Origin of the sequence: Rhizobium sp. B230/85, assembly GCF_019355735.1 — a bacterium.
GTDB classification, from domain to species: domain Bacteria; phylum Pseudomonadota; class Alphaproteobacteria; order Rhizobiales; family Rhizobiaceae; genus Rhizobium; species Rhizobium rhododendri.
In genome coordinates this window covers 3,646,235-3,670,740 of sequence record NZ_CP072156.1, presented here as the reverse complement: position 1 = coordinate 3,670,740, position 24,506 = coordinate 3,646,235, and the positions used below count along the sequence as shown (strand labels likewise).

Annotated in this window: 27 protein-coding genes and 1 tRNA gene; 13 read left to right on the top strand and 15 right to left on the bottom strand. The window is 59.2% G+C overall.

Annotated elements, in window-relative coordinates; all coding sequences use genetic code 11:
* Positions 1-63: 63 nt before the first annotated feature.
* Complete coding sequence (locus J5289_RS29730; RefSeq protein WP_209207648.1) at positions 64-1,740, top strand: flagellin; 1,677 nt, start codon at positions 64-66, stop codon at positions 1,738-1,740.
* Positions 1,741-2,038: 298 nt separating this feature from the next.
* On the opposite strand, the gene J5289_RS17700 is transcribed toward J5289_RS29730, so the two are convergent.
* On the bottom strand, positions 2,039-2,452 hold the full coding sequence (locus J5289_RS17700; protein WP_209182139.1) for a cupin domain-containing protein: 414 nt from the start codon (positions 2,450-2,452) through the stop codon (positions 2,039-2,041).
* A gap of 78 nt (positions 2,453-2,530) precedes the next feature.
* Positions 2,531-3,493: a zinc-binding alcohol dehydrogenase family protein gene (locus J5289_RS17695; RefSeq protein ID WP_209182138.1), complete on the bottom strand. Its 963-nt coding sequence runs from the start codon at positions 3,491-3,493 to the stop codon at positions 2,531-2,533.
* A gap of 236 nt (positions 3,494-3,729) precedes the next feature.
* Here J5289_RS17695 and J5289_RS17690 point away from each other — a divergent pair, with 236 nt between their 5' ends.
* Positions 3,730-4,209: a MarR family winged helix-turn-helix transcriptional regulator gene (locus J5289_RS17690; RefSeq protein ID WP_142831567.1), complete on the top strand. Its 480-nt coding sequence runs from the start codon at positions 3,730-3,732 to the stop codon at positions 4,207-4,209.
* An 88-nt stretch (positions 4,210-4,297) separates the two neighbouring features.
* On the opposite strand, the gene J5289_RS17685 is transcribed toward J5289_RS17690, so the two are convergent.
* Both J5289_RS17685 and J5289_RS17680 read right to left on the bottom strand, forming a co-directional pair.
* A tRNA-Ala gene (locus tag J5289_RS17685) sits at positions 4,298-4,373 on the bottom strand.
* Positions 4,374-4,520: 147 nt separating this feature from the next.
* Positions 4,521-4,910 (bottom strand): TIGR02300 family protein, encoded by a 390-nt coding sequence (locus J5289_RS17680; protein ID WP_142831538.1) that lies wholly within the window; start codon positions 4,908-4,910, stop codon positions 4,521-4,523.
* 307 nt (positions 4,911-5,217) lie between these two features.
* On the opposite strand from J5289_RS17680, the gene J5289_RS17675 reads away from it, so the two are divergent.
* The 3 genes from J5289_RS17675 (at position 5,218) to rpsA (ending at position 8,395) form a co-directional block, all read left to right on the top strand.
* Entirely contained in the window at positions 5,218-5,862 is a 645-nt protein-coding gene (locus J5289_RS17675; protein WP_209182137.1) for an FMN-binding negative transcriptional regulator, read from the top strand.
* A gap of 26 nt (positions 5,863-5,888) precedes the next feature.
* Positions 5,889-6,521: a (d)CMP kinase gene (cmk, locus tag J5289_RS17670; RefSeq protein WP_209182136.1), complete on the top strand. Its 633-nt coding sequence runs from the start codon at positions 5,889-5,891 to the stop codon at positions 6,519-6,521.
* Between the two features lie 173 nt (positions 6,522-6,694).
* A complete protein-coding gene (gene rpsA / locus J5289_RS17665; RefSeq protein ID WP_142831535.1) occupies positions 6,695-8,395 on the top strand; it encodes a 30S ribosomal protein S1 in 1,701 nt (566 codons plus the stop codon).
* Between the two features lie 102 nt (positions 8,396-8,497).
* On the opposite strand, the gene J5289_RS17660 is transcribed toward rpsA, so the two are convergent.
* The 4 genes from J5289_RS17660 to J5289_RS17645 form a co-directional block, all read right to left on the bottom strand.
* Complete coding sequence (locus tag J5289_RS17660; RefSeq protein WP_209182135.1) at positions 8,498-10,111, bottom strand: hypothetical protein; 1,614 nt, start codon at positions 10,109-10,111, stop codon at positions 8,498-8,500.
* A 231-nt stretch (positions 10,112-10,342) separates the two neighbouring features.
* The gene (locus tag J5289_RS17655; RefSeq protein ID WP_209182134.1) at positions 10,343-10,969 is read right to left on the bottom strand and encodes a ribonuclease D; all 627 of its coding nucleotides are present in this window, start codon (positions 10,967-10,969) and stop codon (positions 10,343-10,345) included.
* A gap of 174 nt (positions 10,970-11,143) precedes the next feature.
* On the bottom strand, positions 11,144-11,824 hold the full coding sequence (locus J5289_RS17650) for a sugar transferase (protein ID WP_142831532.1): 681 nt from the start codon (positions 11,822-11,824) through the stop codon (positions 11,144-11,146).
* A 204-nt stretch (positions 11,825-12,028) separates the two neighbouring features.
* On the bottom strand, positions 12,029-12,289 hold the full coding sequence (locus J5289_RS17645) for a hypothetical protein (RefSeq protein WP_209182133.1): 261 nt from the start codon (positions 12,287-12,289) through the stop codon (positions 12,029-12,031).
* Positions 12,290-12,590: 301 nt separating this feature from the next.
* Between J5289_RS17645 and J5289_RS17640 the strand changes: the two genes are divergently transcribed.
* Positions 12,591-12,884 (top strand): exopolysaccharide production repressor protein, encoded by a 294-nt coding sequence (locus tag J5289_RS17640; RefSeq protein WP_142831531.1) that lies wholly within the window; start codon positions 12,591-12,593, stop codon positions 12,882-12,884.
* 6 nt (positions 12,885-12,890) lie between these two features.
* Here the strand turns inward: J5289_RS17640 and J5289_RS17635 are convergent, their stop codons facing one another.
* Positions 12,891-13,628 carry a metallophosphoesterase family protein gene (locus J5289_RS17635; protein WP_209182132.1) on the bottom strand — a complete coding sequence of 246 codons (738 nt, stop codon included), beginning with the start codon at positions 13,626-13,628 and terminating at the stop codon, positions 12,891-12,893.
* A gap of 322 nt (positions 13,629-13,950) precedes the next feature.
* On the opposite strand from J5289_RS17635, the gene copC reads away from it, so the two are divergent.
* Positions 13,951-14,319 (top strand): copper homeostasis periplasmic binding protein CopC, encoded by a 369-nt coding sequence (gene copC / locus J5289_RS17630; protein WP_209182131.1) that lies wholly within the window; start codon positions 13,951-13,953, stop codon positions 14,317-14,319.
* Positions 14,316-15,203 (top strand): copper homeostasis membrane protein CopD, encoded by an 888-nt coding sequence (gene copD, locus J5289_RS17625; protein WP_247749741.1) that lies wholly within the window; start codon positions 14,316-14,318, stop codon positions 15,201-15,203. Before copC ends, copD begins: the two co-directional genes overlap by 4 nt.
* 11 nt (positions 15,204-15,214) lie before the next feature.
* Here copD and J5289_RS17620 read toward each other — a convergent pair whose 3' ends face one another.
* The 4 genes from J5289_RS17620 to J5289_RS17605 all read right to left on the bottom strand — a co-directional run bounded on the left by J5289_RS17620 (position 15,215) and on the right by J5289_RS17605 (position 19,016).
* Positions 15,215-15,499, bottom strand: a complete 285-nt coding sequence (locus J5289_RS17620) for a hypothetical protein (RefSeq protein WP_209182130.1) — start codon at positions 15,497-15,499, stop codon at positions 15,215-15,217.
* Positions 15,500-15,786: 287 nt separating this feature from the next.
* Positions 15,787-17,904, bottom strand: a complete 2,118-nt coding sequence (locus tag J5289_RS17615; protein WP_209182129.1) for a catalase — start codon at positions 17,902-17,904, stop codon at positions 15,787-15,789.
* Positions 17,905-18,043: 139 nt separating this feature from the next.
* Positions 18,044-18,658 carry a general stress protein gene (locus J5289_RS17610; protein WP_209182128.1) on the bottom strand — a complete coding sequence of 205 codons (615 nt, stop codon included), beginning with the start codon at positions 18,656-18,658 and terminating at the stop codon, positions 18,044-18,046.
* A 40-nt stretch (positions 18,659-18,698) separates the two neighbouring features.
* On the bottom strand, positions 18,699-19,016 hold the full coding sequence (locus tag J5289_RS17605; protein ID WP_142831524.1) for a PepSY domain-containing protein: 318 nt from the start codon (positions 19,014-19,016) through the stop codon (positions 18,699-18,701).
* A 318-nt stretch (positions 19,017-19,334) separates the two neighbouring features.
* On the opposite strand from J5289_RS17605, the gene J5289_RS17600 reads away from it, so the two are divergent.
* The gene (locus tag J5289_RS17600; RefSeq protein WP_209207649.1) at positions 19,335-19,916 is read left to right on the top strand and encodes a hypothetical protein; all 582 of its coding nucleotides are present in this window, start codon (positions 19,335-19,337) and stop codon (positions 19,914-19,916) included.
* 105 nt (positions 19,917-20,021) lie between these two features.
* Here J5289_RS17600 and tkt read toward each other — a convergent pair whose 3' ends face one another.
* Positions 20,022-22,067, bottom strand: coding sequence for a transketolase (gene tkt, locus J5289_RS17595; RefSeq protein ID WP_209207650.1), 2,046 nt, complete (start codon positions 22,065-22,067; stop codon positions 20,022-20,024).
* Between the two features lie 205 nt (positions 22,068-22,272).
* On the opposite strand from tkt, the gene J5289_RS17590 reads away from it, so the two are divergent.
* The 4 genes from J5289_RS17590 to J5289_RS17575 all read left to right on the top strand — a co-directional run bounded on the left by J5289_RS17590 (position 22,273) and on the right by J5289_RS17575 (position 23,984).
* The gene (locus J5289_RS17590) at positions 22,273-22,449 is read left to right on the top strand and encodes a hypothetical protein (RefSeq protein WP_209182125.1); all 177 of its coding nucleotides are present in this window, start codon (positions 22,273-22,275) and stop codon (positions 22,447-22,449) included.
* 70 nt (positions 22,450-22,519) lie between these two features.
* Complete coding sequence (locus J5289_RS17585; RefSeq protein WP_111220849.1) at positions 22,520-22,726, top strand: hypothetical protein; 207 nt, start codon at positions 22,520-22,522, stop codon at positions 22,724-22,726.
* Positions 22,727-22,908: 182 nt separating this feature from the next.
* On the top strand, positions 22,909-23,151 hold the full coding sequence (locus J5289_RS17580; protein ID WP_111220850.1) for a DUF2188 domain-containing protein: 243 nt from the start codon (positions 22,909-22,911) through the stop codon (positions 23,149-23,151).
* Between the two features lie 101 nt (positions 23,152-23,252).
* Positions 23,253-23,984: a pentapeptide repeat-containing protein gene (locus tag J5289_RS17575; RefSeq protein ID WP_209182124.1), complete on the top strand. Its 732-nt coding sequence runs from the start codon at positions 23,253-23,255 to the stop codon at positions 23,982-23,984.
* Between the two features lie 29 nt (positions 23,985-24,013).
* On the opposite strand, the gene J5289_RS17570 is transcribed toward J5289_RS17575, so the two are convergent.
* On the bottom strand, positions 24,014-24,490 hold the full coding sequence (locus J5289_RS17570; RefSeq protein ID WP_142831521.1) for a hypothetical protein: 477 nt from the start codon (positions 24,488-24,490) through the stop codon (positions 24,014-24,016).
* Positions 24,491-24,506 lie beyond the last annotated feature (16 nt).

Sequence of the window (24,506 nt, the reverse complement as noted above, 5' to 3'; positions counted from 1 at the left end):
TGGCTGCATGATGCTCCCTTTTTCCAAAACTATTGATTTTTTGGTTCGATACCTGGGGGTTGTATGTCGTCGATCAAGACGAACCTGTCTGCGATGGCGGCTTTGCGGACGCTGGGGAGCGTTACGCAACAGCTGACCTCAACGGAGAAGCGTGTCTCCTCCGGTTTGAAAGTCGCTTCCGCATCCGACAATGCCACCTATTGGTCCGTTGCAACCACCATGCGTTCGGACAGGGGTGCGACGTCTGCCGTGGCCGATGCGCTCGGCGTGGCATCTGCCACCGTCGACACTGCCTATGCCGGGATGACGTCGGTGCTCGATACGCTTTCCGCATTCAAGGCAAAGCTGGTGACGGCCAAGGAAGGCAGCGTCGACAAGAGCAAAGTCCAGGATGAACTGGATCAGTTGAAGCAGCAGGTCGCAAGCGTTGCCACCAGCGCCAGCTTCAACGGCGTCAACATGCTGAGCTACAGCCAGGCGGCAAACCTTAAAACCACCAATTCGGTAACGACTTCGGTTCCGGCGGCCTTCGTCCGTTCCGCCGACGGCACGGTGTCCATCAGCGATAGCGACATCGACATGACGAAGACCATCCTCTTCAACACAGGTGGCGGCGGGTTACTGCAAAGCGACAGCGACGCGCTGGGCCTTGCCACCCTCGGCAGCTTTTCCGGCGGCAGCATCGGCGCGGTGGCCGGCCATCAGGACTTCAATTTCATCGGCGCGCAAACATTCGGCGCCAGCGATGCCGTTTCCTTCGACCTCACGCTGGATGCCAGCGACGCGTCTGCCGGCAACAGCTATGCAATCACCATCGATAGAAGCGTCGTCACGGCGGCTCTCGGCGCTGCGGCAAACGGCAAGATCGCGAACGGACAGGACATGGCAGCGGTGCTCAACAAGGCGTTCCAGCTGGCCGGCGCACCGGCCTCCTCGGGGGGCGGAACCTCGAGCTTTGAAATCGCCACGCGGCACGCAACGGGCCTTGCCGGCTCCAGCGTCTCCACCAGCAATCTGGTATCCAGTCTCAGTGGCGGGTCGGGCCTGGGCCTGGAGAGTGCGCCAACGGCGTCGGTGCAAAATGTCTATCCGCAGGTCGATTTCAGTTTCGGAAGTCGCTTTGCAGTTCCGGAAGGCCAGTCGTTCTCTTTCAGTTTCGCAATAGACGGCAGTTCGCAGCAGACCATCAGCGTCGACCGCGCCACCGTCGATGCAGCACTCGGCACGTCTGCCAACGGGATCGTTTCCACGGCGGACGACATGGCGGCCGTGCTTGGTGCTGCCGGCCAGCAGACGGGACTTCTGGCAACCGCGAGCGGCGGGTCGGTCACGCTGTCAGGCGACAAGGCCCGGTATCCGACGGCCGGTGTCGGCATGACCGTCTCTGCGCCACAGAAGCACACCGCCGGTGCAATCGACTTCAATTTCACCGATATCGACATCACCACCGCCGGGGCCGATGTCGACTATTATATCAGCGGCCTCGATGCGATGCAGAACAGGGTGACGGCCGCCGCAGCACTGCTCGGCTCGCTGCAATCGTCGATCGGCGTCCAGTCCGACTTTGCCAAAACGTTGATGGATAGCATCGATCGGGGCGTTGGCCGGCTTGTCGATGCGGATATGGAAACCGAGTCGTCCAAACTGGCGGCGCAGCAAACCCAGCAGCAGCTGGCCGTGCAGTCGCTATCCATCGCCAACCAGGCGCCGCAGAGACTGCTGTCGCTTTTCCGCGGCTGATGCACATACAGCCGATGCGGCAGAACAGCCCATTCCGCGAATATGTAAGATCAAGCAAACGTGAAGCCATATGCCGGCTATCGGGCGCCAACCAGCGCGCGAAATGTACATTCGTCAGCTTCGGCTCATTTTAGCATGGCATTCGAATGTCTCGCCTCTGCCCCACACAGGCGAAAAAAGCGCAAGAGCCGTATCTCTTCGCTCGAGGCTGACGACACCCCCCGGATTCGTCAGCCTCTTCTTTGTTCTGCTCCGAGTGAGCTCATGCCGGCCAAGTCAAGCATCATTTCTGGATCGCCTAGCGCGGGACAAGGTCCTCAAGATGCGGCAGCAGGACGACGCTTTCTTTCTCATTCGGATCGGTTCGGGCTATGACAACCGTCGCTGCCGTATCGCTCAGATTGGCGGGCAGATGCGGGACGCCTGCGGGGATGTAAAACATCTCGCCCTGTCGCACCACAACATGCTGTTCCAACTGTTCGCCAAACCAGCACTGCGTCTCGCCGGAAAGTGCGTAGATCGCCGTCTCGTGCTCGGCGTGCAGATGTGCCTTGGCCCGTCCGCCCGCCGGAATAGTCAGCAGATGCATGCAGATCCGGGTCGAGCCGACCGTCTCGGCGGCAATCCCTTCAAAATACTCCAATCCCTGCTTGCCGGCATAGGTGGTTTCCGGTCGGACAACGCGGCATGTGGGCTTAGACAAAGCATTCATTTGACGTCGCTCCCTAGTCTTTAAGTTCTGGGTGCCGATGGGCCTCTGATCTTTTCAATCCGACCGGCGAGCTACACTTCAGCCGGAGCCGGACATCGTAAATACCGTGCGGCAAGTGCTTTCGTCCAGCGGATATGCCTCGTCGAATTCAGAGAAGGGAACGGGTTTGAACGCGATCTGGAACCTGCCTCCTGCCGCTGCTTTCAAGACTTCGCCGAGGACGTGCAGGAAGCGCTTGGGGGGCACGCTGCCGATCCCGCTGCCCATCAGGTCGATTGCGGACGACCGCAGGATCGATGCGGAAAGATCGATATCCGAACCCGCGATTGAACCGACCTGGACAAACCGCATTGGCGCCGGGCTGGTTTCCGCCTTTGTGGACAGAATCGCTTCCGCGCTCTTCCCCCAGAGGTAGTCGATAACGACGTCCACGCCGGAGCGAAGCTCCTGTCTCAGGCTCTCCTTGAATGCTTCCTGATCACCGCTGAGTGGAATGATGACATCGGCACCGAGCGCTTCTAGTTCGCGCAGGCTGTCCTTGTTTCCACGGCCTGTGGCGATGACCTTCCGGGCGCCGAGATGCTTGGCGATCTGGATGGCCAGCCGCCCGGATGTCCCGGTTGCGCCGTTGACCAACACAGTTTCGCCGGGCTGCAATCTTGCGCGTTCGCTATAGGCTGCCCATGACGACATACCCGGATTGGCGATTGCTGCAGCGGTCAAGTCATCGAGATCATCGGCAAGCGGGATGCATTGATTGGCGGCAATGACGGCCACATCAGCCAGCGCGCCGACAGGGGGACGCGGCAGCACGAAGTAGACGCGTTGCCCGTCATCCAAAGTCCCCACACCGTCAATGCCCACGCCGAAGGGAAACTGGCCGACAGCACTGTAGTGATGCCCGGATGCCCGGCTCTTGGTAACCTGGCTGACGGCCGAGGCAGTGACTTTGACGCGGACTTCGCCTGCGGAGGCAACGGGTTCCGGAATGTCTGTCAGGATGGGCGGTTGCCCGGAAGCTGTAACGATCGCGGCTTTCATAGATTTTGTCCTTTGATTGTGCCGGGGCTATCTCGGCCGGATAAGCACTGAGGGCCGCGGCCCAACGCCGAGTGCGGCGCCCGGGGGGCTTCCCGATTTCGGCGTCGCTGAAGACGCCGGGTCATTTTCCCACGAGATAGCGCGCATTGGTGAACCCTGTTTAGCGCAGGCGGCAAAACGATTTGTCATCGGCACTCAATTGCGTGTATTATGCATGTATCAGAGGGATTGCTACGATGTCAAATAAAAACGTGCATAATACACTTAATGGAAAAGTTCTCCGCGAACTCCACGGCGCGCTGCTCGATATTGTCAGCGTGATGAACCGTCCTCAGCGGGACGAGGCCATGGTCAAAAAGGCAGGAATCTCGCTTGATCGCGCTCTTTTCCCACTGCTCGTCATGATCGAGAGGCTGGGACCCATAGGTGTCATCGAATTGGCCGACCGGGTAGGACGGGACTACACCACCGTCAGTCGCCAGGTTGCCAAGCTTGAGAGCCTCGGGCTGGCCGACCGCAAGGAGAACCCTTCCGACCGCCGATCGAGACAAGCCACGATCACCGCTGCCGGCAAGGCAATGACCGACCAAGTCGACCTGGCCCGGGAGAAAATTGGCCGGGCAATCTTCAGCACATGGGCAGAAGAGGACGTCGCCAATCTCGTACGCCTGATGCGACAACTGGCAGATGCGATGAATGCCGAATTCGAGGATTGATCAGGCGAGATCCGGTCCGCCTGCGATGATCGCGGTTGGCGGAATGATGAAATTGCGATGTTGTGAATGATTTGTTCTTGGGAAAATTTGGTGGAGCTAAGCGGGATCGAACCGCTGACCTCTTGCATGCCATGCAAGCGCTCTCCCAGCTGAGCTATAGCCCCATCGAAATGGTCCGGTCTGGCCGGCCTGGGTCCCCGTGGAGCGCTTCGCTCGTTGGGGTGGCGGCTTATTACGTCTGGTAAATTCAGATAGCAAGCCGAAAAATCAGGGCCCGCGCACTTTTCTTTGCGCGGGCCGGAGCGGGTCGATCAGACCTCGTCGTCATCGCCCGTAACGCCGATGATGTCGCTCATATCGTCGTCATCGTCGTCTTCGTCGGGCGCCAGGAATGTGTCGTCGTCATCGTCGTCGCCGTCGATCTCGACGTCGTCGTCACCGATATCCGGGATGTCGTCGCCAGCGGCGGCTTCGTCGGCTTCTTCCAGCGAAACCAGTTCGACTTCGGGGTTTTCAACGTCGACTTCCGCGACCTCTTCCTCTTCCGGAACTTCCTTCACGGCAGCTGCGGTTTCCTCGAAGAAAGACAGGGGCCAGGACTTGCCGCTGTAGGGAGAAACCACTGGGTCCCGGTTCAGGTCGTAGAATTTCTTGCCGGAGTCCGGGTCGGTCCGCTTCGTTCCAAGTTCCGCTTTCGCCACTGTCATAGCCTCGTGAATGGCCGAAGAGATATTCGGCAGTGCCGTGCAAGCCGGCGTTTCATAGGGAAATTATTAGCCGGTCCCCATAGTCGTTATGGCCGTTTCTGTCAAAGCCTAACTTCGCCAAAGGCCTTTCCGGGCTCATCGGAATGCCCGCAAAGGCTTGAAATTTGCTCTTATCGAGCGGTCGCGCTCCTTCATAAAACCTTGGTTGATGACTGGTCGGCAACGGCCAAACCGTGATAAATCGCGCCACGTTTGCCGCGTCGTCCCGCACGGCCGGATGCACACTTCGCCAAGGGTTTCCATGTACCAGCCGCCGCATTTCCGGGAAGACCGCATCGATATCCAGCACGGGCTGATCCGCGCCCATCCGCTCGGGTTGCTGATCTCCTCGGGCGCCGATGGTCCGGTTGCCAATCCCATACCTTTTCATCTCGATCCGTCCTTTGGTAGCAAGGGCCGGCTGCAGGCGCATGTGGCGCGCGCCAACGGCCAGTGGCGGGAGATCCGTGACGGCGCACCGGTGCTGGTCGTCTTCCAGGGGCCGCATGCCTACATCACCCCGTCCTGGTACCGCACCAAGCAGGAAACCGGCAAGGTCGTGCCGACCTGGAATTACGCCATCGTTCAGGTGCGCGGTCCGGCACGGGTCATAGAAGATGGCGCCTGGATCCGCGCCCAGGTCGAGGCATTGACCCGCGACCAGGAAGGACCGCGCGCAGAGCCCTGGGCGGTCGGGGACGCACCCGACACTTATATTGCGTCCCAGATCAAGGGCATCGTCGGCATTGAAATCGACATTGCCGAGATCGACGGCAAGTGGAAAGTCAGCCAGAACCGTTCTGAAGCCGACCGCAATGGCGTCGCGGAAGGGTTGATGGCCGAGCCGGACGTTGCGAACGACGCGGCGGCCATGGCCGCCATGGTAAGCGAACGCGGCACGCCGTGAGCAATCTTAGACAGCAGGAGCAAGGCATGATCATCGCCATCGACGGGCCGGCCGCTGCCGGCAAGGGAACGCTGTCGCGCCGGATTGCCGAGACCTATGGCTTCCACCATCTCGACACAGGCCTGACCTACCGCGCGACGGCGAAGGCGTTGCTCGATGCCGGCCAGCCTCTGGACGACGAGGCGGTGGCCGCGGCCGTGGCGGCAGGGCTCGACCTCAACGCGCTCGACCGGTCGGTCCTGTCGCGCCACGAGATCGGCGAGGCGGCCTCAAAGGTTGCCGTCATGCCGACGGTGCGCCGGGCGCTGGTGGAGGCGCAGCGGCAGTTTTCGCGGATGTTGCCGGGCACCGTGATTGACGGCCGCGATATCGGTACCGTCGTCTGCCCGGAAGCACCGGTGAAATTCTACGTGACGGCATCGGCCGACATCCGCGCCCGTCGGCGGTTTGACGAGATCGTCGCGAATGGCGTCACAGCGGATTACGAGGCGATTTTCGAGGACGTGAAGCGGCGCGACGAGCGCGACATGGGAAGGGCCGACAGCCCTTTGCGTCCCGCTGCAGACGCGCACTTGCTTGATACGTCGGAAATGAGTATAGAGGCGGCGTTTCAGGCGGCTAAAACCATCATCGATGCTGCCCTGAACCGACATGCCTGAATTAAAGTCGGCGTCACGTGGTTGCCACGGGGCGCTTTTGCATCAAGCAAAGCCTGGGTTTCCGTCCCCGCGCCGGATTGTCCTCTTCGAGAGGGCGGACTGGATCCAGGTTCATCAGAACAACCCACCGGCGCCCAGTGTCCGAGACCATCCGGGACACGCCAGGAGATTTTATGTCTGTAGCTGCCACCTCGCATGAGGATTTTGCCTCCCTGCTCGAAGAGTCTTTTGCCAAGAACGATCTGGCTGAAGGCTACGTTACCAAGGGTATCGTCACCGCCATCGAAAAAGATGTTGCGGTTGTCGACGTCGGCCTTAAGGTCGAAGGGCGCATCGCGCTCAAGGAATTCGGCGCCCGCTCCAAGGGTAGCGAACTGAAAGTCGGCGACGAAGTCGAAGTTTACGTCGAACGCATCGAAAATGCGCTGGGCGAAGCCGTTCTGTCGCGCGAAAAGGCTCGCCGCGAAGAGAGCTGGGTCAAGCTCGAAGCCAAGTTCGAAGCCGGAGAGCGCGTCGAAGGCGTGATCTTCAACCAGGTTAAGGGCGGCTTCACCGTCGATCTCGACGGTGCCATCGCCTTCCTGCCACGTTCGCAGGTAGACATACGCCCGATCCGCGACGTCACGCCGCTGATGCACAACCCGCAGCCCTTCGAAATCCTCAAGATGGACAAGCGTCGCGGCAACATCGTTGTCTCGCGTCGTACCGTTCTCGAAGAATCCCGCGCTGAACAGCGTTCGGAAATCGTTCAGAACCTCGAAGAAGGCCAGGTTGTCGACGGCGTCGTCAAGAACATCACTGATTACGGTGCGTTCGTCGACCTCGGCGGTATCGATGGTTTGCTGCACGTGACCGACATGGCATGGCGCCGCGTCAACCATCCGTCGGAAATCCTGTCCATTGGCCAGCAGGTCAAGGTTCAGATCATCCGCATCAACCAGGAAACCCACCGTATCTCGCTCGGCATGAAGCAGCTCGAGTCGGATCCTTGGGATGGCATCCAGGCCAAGTATCCTGAAGGCAAGAAGATCTCCGGCACCGTCACGAACATCACCGACTACGGTGCATTCGTCGAACTGGAACCCGGCATCGAAGGCCTGATCCACATCTCGGAAATGTCCTGGACGAAGAAGAACGTACACCCCGGCAAGATCCTGTCGACGACGCAGGAAGTCGAAGTGGTCGTTCTCGAAGTCGACCCGACCAAGCGTCGTATCTCGCTTGGCCTCAAGCAGACTCTCGAAAACCCATGGCAGGCCTTTGCCCATAACCACCCGGCCGGCACTGAAGTCGAAGGCGAAGTCAAGAACAAGACCGAATTCGGCCTGTTCATCGGCCTCGACGGCGACGTTGACGGCATGGTGCACCTCTCCGACCTCGACTGGAACCGTCCAGGCGAACAGGTCATCGAGGAGTACAACAAGGGTGACATGGTCAAGGCCGTGGTTCTCGACGTCGACATCGAGAAGGAGCGTATCTCGCTCGGCATCAAGCAGCTCGGCAAGGACGCCGTCGGCGACGCAGCTACATCGGGCGAACTCCGCAAGAATGCGGTTGTCTCGTGCGAAGTGACCGCAGTCAACGAAGGCGGCATTGAAGTGAAGCTCGTCGAGCACGAAGACGTTTCTTCGTTCATCCGTCGCGCCGACCTGTCGCGCGATCGTGACGAGCAGCGTCCTGAGCGTTTCTCGGTCGGTCAGATCGTCGATGCCCGCGTCACCAACTTCTCCAAGAAGGACCGCAAGATCATGCTGTCCATCAAGGCGCTCGAAATCGCTGAAGAGAAGGAAGCCGTCGCACAGTTCGGTTCGTCCGACTCCGGCGCTTCGCTTGGCGACATCCTCGGCGCGGCTCTGAAGAACCGCGGCGAATAATCTTCGCAAGTCTTGCTGAATTAAGAAACCCGCCGGAGCGATCCGGCGGGTTTTTTTGTGCCCGCATATAGGCTGGATTTGTCGGAACCCGTCGTGGAACGCTCAGGCGCCGATGCGCTGGTAGAGATCGTAACCGGCGCTCGGCACCGGCTCCGTGGATGTCGGGCGGGGCAGGGCTGTCAGCGACGAGCGGCTGACCGAAGGCAAATCAGCGGAAGCTTCGGAATCTGGCCCAGCTTCCAGCATGTCGAGCGCCTCTTCGGCGGGCGTTTCCGGCTCTTCCTCGGGTTCGGCGTCCTCTTGCGGCTGGTGGCCGGGATATTCGTGCTCGTCGTCATCGACGGCGTCGACGCGGTCGATGCGGAGGGCTTCCTTATTCTTGACGACATCGTCGCCCGGCGCATAGGGCACGGTGACGAAGGCGACGGCAAGACCCGGCGGGGTGGCAGCGGGGGCGTGCTGCAGGGCCACCAGCGGTGCGGCTTCGGGCTGATCGGACTGGGCATTGGCAACGACCACCGAAGGTGCCTGTTCCTCTGCCAAGGTTTGTTGCGTCAGCGAGACGGGTATGGCGTTGGCAAGAGGAGGTGTCCGCTCCGGTGCGGTTGCTGCGCCCGGTACCGGCAAGTTCTGCAGTTCCGTGCCGTCTATCATGTCTGAAATCAGCGCCTGGGCAATGGCCTTGTCGGCGAGCGGCGCAGCTTCAGCCATGGTCTGCAGCAAATCGGTGCCGGTTGCCTGGACCAACCGGTCAAAGACGGCCTTTAGCCCTTCCTTGATGTCGCTACGGATCTGCTGGTTGGCGCGCGGTATGCTTTCGTCCGGCGTCAAAGTCGGGACGGCCGTCTTTGTGGGGTCTGCTGAAGGTGCCGGTGCGGCAACGGTCTGTGCTTGTGGCGCCTGTGGTGCTTGGGCGGCTGCAGTGTTTGCCGGCGCCGTCGAGGGCTGGGCGGTCGCGGCAGGCACCGAAGGATTTCGCAGTTGTTGGTCTGTCGGGTCCTTCAGGGCAATGGTGGCAGTTTCCGGCGGATGCGGATCGACAGTAGTTTCCGGTGGTTGGAGTTGCACGATGTCTGCAGGAGCGGTGGCGGCAGACGTCGCGGCGGCAGGTTGGCCCGACTGCGGAGGAACGGTGGTCGGGAGTGCGGCGGTCTGCGTGGCTCCGTTGCGCAAAGGCAAAGGTAGCGCTGCGGCTGCCGTTTCGGCCTGGCTGTTGTTCTGCCCGTAGGAGGCAACGACCGACTTGGTTGCCAGATCTTTTTCCTTGTAGCGGACGACTTCGAGATAGGCGATGAGTTGCGCTGCCTCGGCGCCGGCCGGATCGTGAAGGGCGGCAGCCACCAGCGCCAAGGGTGCCGTCTGCCCCTTCGCGGCCAGCTGCTGCTGCAGTGCCGCCATCTGCTTCGGCGGCAGTTCCGTCATGGTATCGGCCAGCCTCAGCGCATAGGTAGCCTTGCTCTCGCCGGGTGCCTGCGGCAATGCGAGGGACTGGCTGACAGCGTCGATGACGGCAAACAGGCTGTCGAGCATTCGGGCACGTGCATTGAGCAGGAGGATGTTCAGCTTGCCTTCCACCCCGGCGCTGGCAGCCAGTGACAAGGCAACCGCTGCATCCGGCTCGGCCGAGAGCCCGGACAGCATCTCCGTTACGACTGCGACCTCGCGCTGCGGTGCGACGGGACTTGCGCTGGAAACTGCGGCAACGGGAGGCAACATCGGCATGCTCCATATCGGACAGCTGAAAATGGACACAATAACGGAAACAAAACAGGGCTGCTTATGCAGACATGGCATCCCAGAGCCAGATAACGGCTGCGCGGCGCATCATGGCGCCTGTCGAATGCGAGTAGTTACCGATAAAATATCGCCAAGAGCGTTAACAAGCCGTTAAGGAAGCTAAATCCATCGGCCGATAATTCCGCATTGCACACAAAAAGGCTTCGTAGCTCAGCTATGCGCGAAAATATCGGTGTCTTGCCAGCCGAGCAAATCAAGCTTGGCCCGGGTCGGCAGGAATTCGAAACAGGCTTGCGCATGCTCCATTCGTCCGTCGCGAACCAGGCGATATGTCAGCTTGTCGCGAAGCGCATGAAGGTGGAGCACGTCTGAGGCCGCATATTCGAGCTGGGCCTGCGAAAGCTTGTCTGCGGCCCAGTCGGTCTGCTGCTGTGCCTTGGACACGTCGACCTCCAGCATTTCCTTGAGATTGTCCTTCAGGCCGTGGCGATCGGTGTAGGTGCGGCAGAGGCGCGAGGCTATCTTGGTGCAGAACACAGAGACGGTGGTGACGCCGAACGTATGGAACAGCACGGCAATATCGAATCGGCCGTAGTGAAAGATCTTCTGGCGGGCCGGATCTGCGAGCATGGCAACGAGGTTGGGGGCATCCGTTTGTCCGGCGGCGATCCGGATGACGTCGGCGCTGCCGTCGCCAGGCGAAAGCTGCACAACGCAGAGGCGATCACGGCGCGGTATCAGGCCCAGTGTTTCGGTATCGATTGCGATCGCGTCGGAATATCGCGCTGCGGCCACGTCGGAAATGTCGCCTTCGTGATAGCGGATGGTCGTTGCCATGATGTCTCCGGTCTGGTCGTCCACTTGCGAGCTTTGAGACCGCTATAGCGCAGAGACACTGCCGGGGATACCTCTCGAGGGCACTGGACGAAGAGGTTGGTCGTGGGGCTTAGCCCTCAGACACAGAAAATGCCGGCAAATCGCCATGCCGGCATTTTCAATTGCAGAGGTCGATCAGTAGCTGCCGCGGGAGAGGCATACAGCCGGGATCGTCTTGGCGATGATTGTCACGTCGCTCAGGAGAGACCAGTTCTTTACATAGTGCGTGTCGAGGCCAACGCGTTCAGCGTAGGACACATCGTTGCGTCCGCTGACCTGCCAGAGACCTGTCAGACCCGGACGTGCCTTCAGATAGTAGACTGCGGAGCTCTCATAGAGCATCAATTCGTCTTCCACGACGGGACGTGGACCAACAATGCTCATTTCACCACGGATGATGTTCAGCAGCTGCGGCAATTCGTCGAGGCTGAGCTTGCGGAGCACTGCGCCGACAGGCGTAACCCTAGGATCGTCCTGGAGCTTGCGGGTTGCCAGCCACTCTTCGCGCGCCTTTGGATTGGCGTCGAGATGTTTGCGCAGCACCTGATCGCCATCGACGACCATCGTGCGGAACTTCAGGCACTTAAATGTGCGACCGTTGTGGCCGATACGAGAATGCCCGTAAAGCGCAGGGCCCTTGTTCGTAAACTTGACCAATGCAACCAGCATCAGGAAAACCGGGCTGAGAAACAGCAGGGCCATCGACGCCAGTGCGAGGTCGAATCCCCGCTTCAGAATACCGCCTGTCGGTGGATGAGTGCCGGAACTTGCGGCGTTGAAAAAAGCCGGATCGGCCGATCTCGTCGCATACTTCATAGATTGCTCCACTTTTGTTGGCGATTGGTCGGATGCGTCAGGGGAGGGTAGATAGGGCTCCATGTTCAAGAGTATATCGCAGGACATGGTTTTTTTAAGCCAAATTTTTGTAACACGTGTGGCGACGTGAAAAATCGCGGCGTTTGTCGATACTATAGAAATTTTCAAGCCCAAATTTTCGGTTTTTATGCTTAGAAAAGTTGCTTAATTTTTTGCTAAAATCGATTTTATAATGACATTATACAAAAATTGTCCCAAAAATCGCGTAGAAGGTGGAAATATATACGTTGTCTCCATCCGCATAATCGCAGGATATATTGTCTGCCGCCTTTCAATCGTTTCAAATTCTAATCGTTTTTGCTGCAATGCACCGATTTTGTTGCGACGCACTCTTGCGCCATCGGCATCGTCACTTTGTAATAATATTTGATTGAAGCTAACTTTTGCAGACAGTTGTGGCCGCATTCAACGCGTTCCGACTGCAGGATTTGGGGTTTAAAAAGTGGCAGGAAAATGACGAATATTAAATCGAGCGACTTCATCCGCCGTTAATATTGATGCAACTTAACGTCGTGTCGATCGGCGTAGAATTGCCTGGACTACACCAAAAATTCATGATCACAGGGCATCATAAAACCGCGACTGAAGAACAGCATGTGATTGAATTATACCGCTTTCTAAAATATATTCATTTTCCGGGAGCGGGAAGAACTGCAGCGATGTATTCGGTCGGCTTATCAACGAAATCTACTTCAAGGTGACATTCATGAGTGCGCCACGCGTGTTCGCGGGCATGTTCGTTACGATCATCGTCTTTGCAATCGTGACATATTGCATGACCGGATCTCTCGTCATAACCGTACTGGAATCAATTGCTGCGGCAATCTTGCTGCAGCTCGGCTATTTTCTGTGCATTGGCTATCTTGTGTGGAAGCAGGCGAAGCGCGCGGCGGCCAGCGGCGCCACCGATCTCATCAACAGCGCCGAAAGCCTTCGCGACGACAAGATCTCCCATTTGCCGTCCACGCCTTTCAACCAGCCTGGTCCGTTGGGCCATTAACAACGCTCAGGTCGACATGACGTTGACCGTGCCCTCGTAAAATCGTGCCACCGACAAACTTCCCGAGTGAAATGCGCCGGTATCGAGATTGAGGCGACGACCACGCGCTTCCGGCGATTTCACCTGCGTGTGGCCATGCACCACGAGCTTTGGAAGCGGCGTTCGGCTTTTCAGGAACCGGCCTCTGATGAAGACGAGATCCTGGTCGGTCTGGTCGGCTATGGACAAGTGCGGATCTATGCCGGCGTGAACGAAAAGCACGCTCGGGGTGTCCAGCATGATCGGCAGGTCTCTCAGAAATGCGATGTGATCCGCAGGCAGCGAGGCGCGGATAAAGTCGTCGAGCTTCTTGGGCGAAGGATATTGCCGCGCCAGGTGATTGCTATCCAGGCCGTAAGATAGAAGCGTGGCCTCGGCGCCCATGGCCAGCCACTGCGTCAAGGTGATCTCGCCGTCGACATAGGCCAGCATCGCCGTTTCATGGTTACCGGTCAGGCAGATGCGGTCGAAACCCTCCGGCGCCGGTGCCATGAGATGGCTGACGACCCTGGCCGAATCCGGGCCACGATCAATATAGTCGCCGAGCGTGATCATCAGCTTGCGCCCGGGAAATTGCGCTGCGTCGGCGGTGATCAATGCCTCGATGGCGGTCAACAGATCGTAGCGACCGTGGATATCGCCGATCGCGTAAGTCGGTACTCCTGCTATATCGCGAAACTCACGTCGACGCTGACTTTCCTGCATTCCATTGCCTGCCATAAAATGCCTTCACGGTCCTTGGGTTATTCGCCATCGCGGCGCCGGTTCGCTGACATGCTACTCGCTTGGCCCTCAAATGACCGCCACTTTCTTTGCAGCCTTGGGTATATCACCTGCAATCCTCCATCTGCGCCCTTGGTGCAAGGGCTTGCGGCAAAGCGTCACCATGGGGAGCGCAACGATATCATTCGATTGACAGGGGCTTTTGACGCTCCTACCGGCTTTTCGTGCAGTTTTGGTTTTTCAGACCGACTAGCTGCACCTTCACGTTCCGTGAGCGTTGTTTCATCTGTCGCAAGGAGTCATCATGACAAATCGTAGCGTCGCTTCAGCCCTCCTCTTTCTCTGCACGCTCGGCGTCGCTGGCCAGGCGTCGGCGCATGCCCATCTCAAGACCTCGCTGCCGGCGGATAAGAGTACCGTTGCATCGGCGCCTTCGGCGGTGACGATGACGTTCACCGAAAGCCTAAATCTCAAATTTTCGGGCATCAAGCTGATCGGGCCGGAAAAGGCTGCGGTGAAAACGGGAGATGCGAGCCTCAGCGATGAGGACAAGGGTCTGACCGTGCCTGTCGCCGGTCCGCTCACGGCTGGACCCTACACCGTCGAATGGCATGTGCTGTCGAGCGATGGGCACAAGACCAGCGGTTCCTTCAGTTTCACCGTCAAGCCTTGATCGAACCATCGACAGCGATCCAAATCTGCCGCTTTCTGCATGATAGCGCCCTGTTGCTGTTGTGGGGTACGGCTGCTTTCGTCGCGTTTCTCATGCCACCCTCGCTGGCCGCCCAGATGCTGATACGTCTCGGCATCTTTCCGCTCGCTGCAGCCGGGGTGGCGGTTCTGACGACAGTGGCAGCATTACCGTTGCAGGCGGCAGCTCTGGGCAATGGGTGGCCCGATGCCGTGGACGGGGCAACGGTGTATGCCGTCCTCGTCGCAAGTCCGTTCGCTCTTTTCTTTCAGGCGCAGGCGGTGGCAGGGTTGCTTCTAATGCTGGCCTTCATCCGCCGCGCTGACAGGCGAATGGGGACCGTGGCCCTTGCGTCAGCGGTTGGCCTCGCGGGGCTGGCGCTGACCGGGCATGCCTCCATGGAAGATGGCCTGCTCCGGATTGCCCATCGGCTCAACGACATCGTCCACCTTCTCGCCGGCGGTGCCTGGTTGGGGGCGTTGATCCCGTTTGTGGTCGTGCTGAGGATGCTTGCGGTGCCCGAATATCATACCGCGGCGCAAGTTGCGCTGCGGCGTTTTTCGAACGTCGGACACGGCGCCGTCTTTCTGGTGTTGGCGACGGGGATCGTCAATTCCATCATGACGCTCGGCCGCTGGCCAACTGACTGGTCATCGCCATACCTGCTGATGCTGACGATGAAGATCGCTGCTGTCGGCATGATGACATGTCTTGCTATCGTCAACCGCTATGTGTTCGTTCCGGCGATCGCTGAAAACCCGGACGCCGCGTTGCTGTCAATCCGGCGGGCTAGCTTGGTCGAGATCCTGCTGGGTGTTGCCGCTATCGGGCTGGTGGCCGTGTTCGGCACGCTCGATCCGACTTGACTGTCCGGGCTTCAACGCTCGCATCTTTGCGAGAGATAATGGTTGTCGTCGTCGCAGCGGGTGAAGCCACTCGCCGGAGAGGCGCCGGAGGCCGAAATCGAGCCGGTAATGCGGGGCTCAGGCGCGGGGTCACGGTGTACTAAGCCCATTCCCGCCAGCATCACGACGGCTGCGACGACCACAATAATCTCGCCGAACGACAGCTTGTGGGCGGCAACGTGTTCGCGATAATCCTTTTCGCCATTGCCTGCAGGTTCGTCCCGGTGGGGCTGCTCGAAAAAATCGCAACATGCCATATCAATATCTCCCAGCGCTTAAGGTCGCTTTGATGCAAGGCCGACCGCAAACCAGCGGGTGAGGCTGGGCATGGCACTTGCAGGCGTAATGTGTGATCGGGGCGTGGGTTATTGAAGGGCGGAAAACGAAACGGACTGTTCAGAAAATCTGATCAATATGGATAGGTACGACGAAATAGGGCTTTTTTCGTAACAATCGTGCCTATTGCAATATCCATTGCGGAAAATAAAAAGGCCACGCAGCCTTGAAGTGGCTGCGTGGCCTGTTTTCAAACTATCGCGAAGCCTTATGGCAGCTTGACCGATGGCTCGCGGCCCCAGACGCGGAGCTTGCCGATTTCCTCGAAGAAGCCAGTCAGATCCCTGGTTCCGGAGAGACTGATCGTGCCTTCGTCGAGCGCATCGGCGATGCCGGCCTTCTGCATCAACGGAAGAGCTGCATCGACATAGCCGATGTATTTGCAGTGAGAGAAGGCATCGGCCACGAAGTCGCGTGCCGTTGCTTCCCGTACCAGCTCTTCCGTGCCTTCCGGTGAGGTCAACAGCATGACAGCATCGTAGAGAACGGACGGTCCGCCATCGATCATCTGATGCGCGGCCAGCCACTTGCCATCAGATGCGGTGACACCGCCGACCCTTGGGGCGATCACCTCGAAGTCCGCCTTGGCATCGACCACGGCCGCAACGACTGCCTTGACCATGGCAGCATCGACGCCGTCGGTCACAAGAATCCCCAGCTTGCGACCCTCGAAGCGCATCGGGCCTTTTCTGGCAATGCTGAGCGAGGGCGACTCTTCGAGGTCCTGGCGTGTCGCGACAGCAGCGTCGGCCGGCTTCGGCATTGTCTGCAGACCGAGCTTGCGGGCAACCGTCGAGGCCAGTGTCTCGTCGATATTGAAGAGGTGCGAGACGACCCGCTCGCGGATGACCGGCGTCATGACCTTGCTGAGTTCGAAGGTGATGGCCGCCACAATGTGGCGCTGCTCGGGCGGCGTCTGGCTGATATAGAACTGCCGGGCCTGGCTGTAATGGTCGGCAAAGCTTTCCGGACGCAGCCGAACCTTCTGGCCCTGCTCCTCCGAAGGGAAGTGACGATAGCCCGCTGTCGGCGATTCGCGCGGACCTTCACCCCAGGAATTCGGCTGGTAGTTGGCACGACCCTTCGGGTTGTGCATCGCCATGTGGCCGTCCTGCTGGAAATTGTTGAACGGACATTTCGGCGCATTGATCGGGATATGGGCGAAGTTCGGGCCACCCAGGCGCTTCAGCTGCGTATCGAGATAAGAGAAGTTGCGGCCCTGCAGCAGCGGATCGTTGCTGAAATCGATACCGGGCGGGACGTTCTGCGTCATGAAGGCGACCTGTTCGGTCTCGGCAAAGAAGTTGTCGGGCATCCGGTCCAGCACAAGGCGGCCGACGGCTACCGGCTTCAGGATCTCTTCCGGGATGAGCTTCGTCGCATCGAGCACATCGAAGTCGAATTTATCGGCAAAGTCCTGATCGAAGAGCTGGACCTGCAGTTCCCACTCAGGGAAATTGCCGGACTGGATGGCTTGGTAGAGATCACGGCGATGGAAATCCGGATCGGCGCCGTTGATCTTGACCGCTTCGTTCCAGGCGACCGATTGCAGGCCGAGTTTCGGCTTCCAATGGAACTTGACGAAGGTCGATTTGTTTTCGGCGTTGACGAAGCGAAAGGTGTGTACGCCGAACCCTTCCATGAACCGGAAGGAGCGGGGAAGGCCACGGTCGGACATCACCCACATGATCATGTGCATGCTTTCAGGAGTCAGGCTGATGAAGTCCCAGAAATTGTCGTGGGCCGACTGCGCCTGTGGGAAGCCCTTGTCAGGCTCGGGCTTGACGGCGTGGATGACGTCGGGAAACTTGATGGCGTCTTGGATGAAGAACACCGGGATGTTGTTGCCAACCAGATCCCAGTTGCCCTCCTTGGTATAGATCTTGACGGCAAAGCCGCGCACGTCGCGGGCAAGGTCAAACGAGCCCTTGCTGCCGGCAACCGTCGAAAAACGCACGAAAGCCGGTGTCTTTTCGCCAGGCCGCTGGAACAGGTCGGCTTGCGTGTAGTCGGCCAGCGACTCATAGGTTTCGAAATAGCCGTGGGCACCATAGCCGCGCGCGTGGACGACGCGTTCAGGGATGCGCTCGTGGTCGAAATGGAAGATTTTTTCGCGGAAATGAAAGTCGTCGATCAGTGCCGGGCCGCGCGCTCCGACCTTGAGAGTGTTCTGGTCATCCGAGACGGGGCCGCCCTGGGACGTTGTCAGAACAGGCGTATCGCCTTCGGCATACTGGTGAAGTTCGCCACCGTTGCCGCGCTGCAGCGTCTGGTCATGAATTGTCACCTTGTCAGAGACAAAGGTCTGGGTTGGTTTTCTAGCCATCTGGGTTCTCCGGTCGGGGGTAGGTCCAAGCTCAACCTAGACCTCGCGACATCGTTCCCTATTTTCTCAAAATAGCCCGATGCCCGAAAACCACGAAAGCCGGCCGCGGGGGCCGGCTTTCCTTTGGATCATAAGACGATCAGATGCGGGGATTGTTAGTACCGTAACGGTTACGCTCGGCATCAATTTCCGACTGCGAATAGGGGTCGAGCGTGTCGTCGAAGCGGTTCCAGCCCTCGGCGGTATAGGCCGTGCGACGGTCCGTCAGGTTTACACGCTTGGAGCGGTCAAGGATCGCTTCAGCTGAAACGGCTTCGTCCTCTTCGACCTGTGCGGTGACCAGAGTGCCACCACGGCGGACACCTTCAGCGTAGACATGGGCGTCTTCTTCCGGCACGCCGGAACTGATGAGGGCGCCAACAACACCGCCGGCCGCACCGCCTACCACTGCACCTGCAACGGCGCCCGTCAGCGTGGCGACAAGCCAACCGGCTGCGACGACCGGGCCCACGCCTGGGATGGCAAGCATGCCGAGGCCTGCGAGCAATCCGCCGGCACCACCAGCAACTGCGCCAATGCCGACGCCAGTTCCGGCGCCTTCAGCTGCGTTGTTACCCTGATCCTCAACCTTGCGGCCGTCGTTAGTGTTGGAAACGATGCTGATGTTCTTCGATGCAATACCGGCGCTTTCGAGCTGGCCAACCGCAGTCTTTGCATCATCGTAGTTGTCGAACAGACCTGTGACAGTTCTCATGGTGTTTTCCTTCCGAATGTTATTATTGATGAGGACGCGATTACTTGGCCTGGACAACGTTGCCCTGATAATCGAGCGACACCTGAACTGGCTTGGCGTCCTTATTTGCGCTGGCGCGCCAGATGCCCTGGTCGTCGAGCTTGAGGTCAGCGACATCTGCAAAGCCGGCCGCTTCGATGCGCGACTTCGCCTGCGATTCCGTAAAGCTGTTCTTGCCCTGGACCGGTGCGCCCGCGTTTGTGGTTTCAGGCGTGGCGACGGCCGGTGTATCCTGCGAGGTTGTCGGTGTCTGGCTCTGCGCAAAGGCAACCGAAGTCGTCATCAGGGCAGCAATCGACGTCAGCAAAATCTTCTTCATCGGTGTTTCCTCGTCTGTGTCTTGTTGTTGTTTGTTGCCCTCTGACAACCAGTTCGCTGTTGAGTTGTTCCAAGTCGAAATTGAACTAATTGCGTGGGCCCAACGGTATGGGGAGTTTGCAGCAAGCCCTCCAAGACTTACGCAAGGTGCACGCCAACCCTCTGGGATAGCTCGGATTTCCGATTGATCAAGCAATCGGTCGGGGGACGTGAGCCCGTTTACAAGCGGGCATTCGCGGCCGTCCGGGCGAGAATTATTCGGGCTCAGAAATGCCCGCAAAACAGCAACGATCAAATGACCGTCATTGCGTGAAACATTATGGTTCACATCACGTTTACGCTGTCGACAAGGATGGTGGACCCGATGAACCCTACCCAGCAGAGACAGAATTTTCGCGCCAATTCCAGCAAGCAGTCGGATGCAGACACGTTGCGCGAGGCGCGCGATCTGGTCGACCAGTATCTGCGCTATCTAAAGCTGGCGGATCTGGGGCTCGACGTCGTCGACATCGACGATCTCCCGTTCCGAAAACAATTGCTTGTCAGCGCGGTGCGTCTCCTGATCGCAACGGAATCCTCGGCAACCACCCGCCAGCAGCTGCGCAAGGTCGGGCTAACTCTCGCTTCCTTCCAGGACGATATCGGCCAGCGCATGACCATGCGTCCGCTTCCAGCAGAGGAAAGGATGAGCGAGCAAGAGCTGCAGGCGGCAATGAAAAAACATCGCCATCTAATCGCGAGATTTGATCGCGCTTTCGCGGCGATGGCCACGGAGCGCGTTCGCCTGGACGATCTGTTCCAGCAGTCGATGCGCATGGCAGAGCGCCGGGAAAGCAATGCCGCGGCAGCATCTCGCCGGCCAGCCTACGAGGCGGGTGGGACGTATTCGCCGTACCTCTGACTTCGGTAATATGGTCGAGAGAGGACAGACTTAATTCCTCAACGAAAATGCCGCCTCACCGGGCGGCATTTTCTATCCGGCAGATTGGGAGTTTTCTTCAGCGGTTCAAGCAGCGAGGGCAGCAACCACTTCGCGGCCGGCGCGGGCGACGGCTTCGGTGTTGATATCGAACTTGCGGTAGACATCCTCGATTTTACCGGATGCGCCGAAGTCGTGCATGCCGACGAAACGACCGTCGAGACCGAGATACCTGTCCCAGCTATCCTGCACGGCAGCCTCAACCGCGACGCGTGCGCGCGTCTCGCCGAGCACGGATGCCTTGTAGGCGGCATCCTGGGCTTCGAACAGCAGCTTGCAGGGCATGGAGACGACGGCGGTCGGAATACCCTCGGCCTGCAGTAGGTCGCGCGCTTCGACGGCAAGGTGCAGCTCCGATCCGGTCGCAAAAATCGTCAGCTGGCGGGGGCCGCCTTCCGCTTCCAGCAGCACGTAGCCACCCTTGGCAGAAAGATTTTCCTTGCCGGGATCGCGGCGCAGCAGCGGCATCGGCTGGCGTGACAGGGCAATGAGCGCTGCCTGGCGCGGTGCGTCGAGAATGGCTTCCCAGCATTCGGCCGTTTCGATCGGATCGCCCGGGCGGTAGACTGCAAGCTTCGGGATGGCACGCAGCGCGCTCAGATGCTCGACCGGCTGATGCGTCGGACCGTCTTCGCCGAGGCCAATCGAATCGTGGGTCATGACGAAGATAGTGCGAATATCCATCATCGCTGCCAGGCGGAGTGCCGGGCGGCAATAGTCGGAGAACGTCAGGAAGGTGCCGCCGTAGGGCACTAGGCCGCCATGCAGGGCTATGCCGTTCATCGCCGCAGTCATGCCGTGCTCCCGAACGCCGTAATGGACATAGGAGCCGTCGAACTGGCCGGCTGGGATTTCAACCTGGTTCTTCGCCTTGGTGTTGTTGGATGGTGTCAGGTCAGCCGAGCCGCCGAGCATCTCCGGAATGGCATCGAACAGATGGTTGAGGACGATGCCGCTTGCCTGTCGCGTGGCGAGATCCTTGTCGCTGCCAAGCAGCTCTGTCTTGGCGTCGGTGACTGCCTGCTTCCAGCCGGCCGGCAGCTCGCCTTTCATCCGGCGGTCGAAATCTACGCCCAGCCCATCGGGGGCTGCCTTGACGCGGTCGGCCCAGGCCATGCGAGCATCGCGCCCCTTGGCGCCGATCGCCCTCCAGGCATCCAGCAGTGGCTGCGGGATTTCGAAAGGCGCTGCATCCCACTTCAGCAGACGGCGCGCGCCGGCAATTTCTTCTTCGCCGGGTGCATCGCTGTGCGCCTTCTGGGTGCCCGCCTTGGTCGGGAAGCCGAAGCCGATGACGGTCTTGCAGGAGATCATCGACGGCTTGTCGGTCACCTTCTGTGCTTCGACGATTGCTGCGCGGATGGCATCGGTGTCGTGACCGTCGATTTCCTGCACATGCCAGTTCGACGCCCGGAAGCGTGCTGCCTGATCATCGGACTCGGACAAGTTGACTGCACCGTCGATCGTGATCGAATTGTTGTCGAAGAAAGCGATCAGACGGCCTAACTTGCGGTGGCCGGCAAGCGAGATTGCCTCGTGGCTGATGCCTTCCATCAGGCAACCGTCGCCCATGAATACATAGGTGAAGTGATCGACCAGGGCATCGCCGAATTTGGCATTCATGATGCGTTCGGCAAAAGCCAGGCCCACGGAATTGGCGAGACCCTGGCCGAGCGGACCTGTGGTGGTCTCGATGCCCGGGGCATGATGGTATTCGGGGTGACCTGGCGTGCGGCTGTCGATCTGGCGAAAATTCTTGATTTCGTCGATGGTCATTTCCTTGACGCCGGTCAGGTAGAGGAGGCTGTAGAGCAGCATCGAGCCATGGCCGTTGGAGATCAGGAAACGGTCGCGGTCGAACCAGTGCGGGTCTGCTGCATCGAATTTCATAAACTCGGAAAAAAGCACCGTGGCGATATCAGCCATACCCATTGGCATGCCCGGATGGCCGCTTTTTGCTTTCTGCACCGCATCCATCGACAGGAAACGGATGCAATCGGCCATGTCGCGCAGGTGCTGATCGCGCGGGGCAGGAACGGTTTTTGCGGTCTGGACCGGGGATTGGGTTGCCATGGTGATGCTCCAAATTTCGTTCGCTGGGAATGGTTTTGCCGCGCGACAGGGCCGGGGCTCGTCTACTGGTAGATATAGCCAGGCTGTGGAATTCAACCGTCCTCCGCAAAAGGTGAACGGCTGGGGATGGCAGTCGGAGGCGTATTGCTCCTCGATTGGGCATGCGACGCCTATCATTTGACCAGATTGTCTTGTAGTGGGCTCCATGACATTAAAACGATCCGACAAACGCGATACCAGCCTTCGCGACATCTGGAGCATGCACGAATTTGCACGCCGCGATCTTCTTGACAAAAAGCAGATCGGTCGGCTGAAGATGTTGATGGGTCCCGTCCAGGAACGTCAGGACACCAATCTCGATCACGCCAGCCGCTGGTGGTGATTTTCACGGCCTGCCGGCGTGACACCGGCGGTTGAAAATGCAGTATGTTCAGCCTTGAGCCGGAGCCGTCATGGATAACGTTGAAATCAACAGCCGCAGCGAATTCGCACTCTGGGCCATCCAGCGGGCGCAGGAAATCGTTCGCAATGAAGGCTCGGCGCTGGCGTTGTCTGCCCGCGATATGGACGAGGAAGCCTTGCAGCGTACCGGCGGCGCTCTCGGCAAGGCGATCTCCGATGCCATGCTCGAAGTGTTTGACGGGCTCATGGTGGAATAGGGCCCCTCCGGTCTAACGACAATTTCCGGATGCAATCGCAGCATCCACATTGTCCAGTGGCCGTTGAAGCCCTATTTCCGATAGGCGTGGAAGACGACTACCGGGCAAGCCGCAAGGATTTAAGCCTTCCGGCGTGCAAAGTAGGCTAAGCTGCGCGACATCTGGAATTAGGAAAATATGTCATGCACGTTACGTATCATGTTGCCGAACACGACGAAGGCTGGGGTTATCGACTGGGCGACGTATGGTCTGAAACATTCCCTGATCATGCGCAGGCCCTGAAAGCTGCCAAGGACGCCGCGAAACGCCAGCAGATCGGCGGCCAGGATGCGGAGATCGCCTATCAGGCGGCGGACGGAAGCTGGAAGACCGAGTCGGCCAGCGGCGGCGACCGTCCGGAAGCGGACGTCAAGGATGATGGCTGATCGATAGACAGGCGCAAAAGCCGGAGGCTGGAGCGTTGGAAATCAGGTGACATGGGTGTGGCATGGTTGTTGATACGCCGGTAGTTTCGTCGAGACGGGGAATGCCTTTGGCTGAAGCCATCGGCGGCAAAGGCCTTCGCCACCCCGTGCCGCTTGCCATGTTCGCACTCGCTGCCTCGCTGGCGTTTTATTGCGCGCCGGGCGCCCGGGCTGCCGATTGCGACAGCATGCCGGAGCCTGGTCTCGATTGGAGCGAATGCAGCAAGAAGAATATCATGCTTGACGGCAGCAACCTCAAGGATGCCAACCTTTCCGGCGCCGATCTGTCTGTCACCGGGCTTCCGAACTCCAACCTTGACGGGGCGCAGCTTGAAAAAGCCAACCTTATGCGCGCCTGGTTTACCGGCTCGACGATGAAGAAGGCGGACTTCGCGCGAGTCCAGGCCTACCGCAGCGGCTTTTCCAAGGTGTCGGCCGATGGTGCGTCTTTTGCCAGTGCCGAACTGCAGAGAGCCAATTTTTCCGGAGCGAAACTGACTGGGGCCGACTTCCAGAAGGCCGAACTCGGACGGGCGAACTTCGACAAGGTGGTGCTGGGCGATACGAATTTTACCCTGGCCAACCTCTCGCGTGCCCATTTCGATGCTGCCAGCGTCCAGGGGCCGATAAACTTCGATAGGGCATTCATGTTCCTGACCGATATCGAAGGTCTGGATCTCTCAAATGCGCGCGGTCTGCTGCAGCCGCAGATCGATCTGTCCTGCGGCGACGACAAGACTAAGCTGCCGCCCGCCCTGAAAAAGCCGGCCGGCTGGCCCTGCCACGCGGACTGAGACCTCGAAGACGCCAATGGCGCCTGCCCCTACTTCTTGAATATCGTCGTGAACTTTGTACCGCGCACGCGCACCGTGATCTGGCATGGTTCGGTGTCGGTGCGGTCGCAGAAGCGCGGATGCATCTTCATCACAAGCACCATGTTGCCGAACCGCATGATGAAGTCGTAGCTGTAGATCTGCGCGGTGGCGATCATAAGGTAGCCGCCGGTGTCGACCTGGATGTAGAAGTTGTGCGGGCAACCTTCATCGGTGCAGTCGGGGCCTTTTTCGCCCTTGCAGGTGATTTCACCTTCGTTGATGACGATATCGCCGCGCTTGTCGTTGTTGATGTCCTGCTCTGTTGCAAATCCATCGCCAAAGGTGACACCGGCGCCGCAACGCTTGGTGAAATGCTCCTTTTCGAAAGCGACGGGATCGGTCAGGAGCGCCTGCTGGGCGCTGGCGACTGCGGGCATGACCACGAACGCCATCACATTCAAAAATGCCAGAAACAAAAATCTCACAAAATCACCTCGCAAT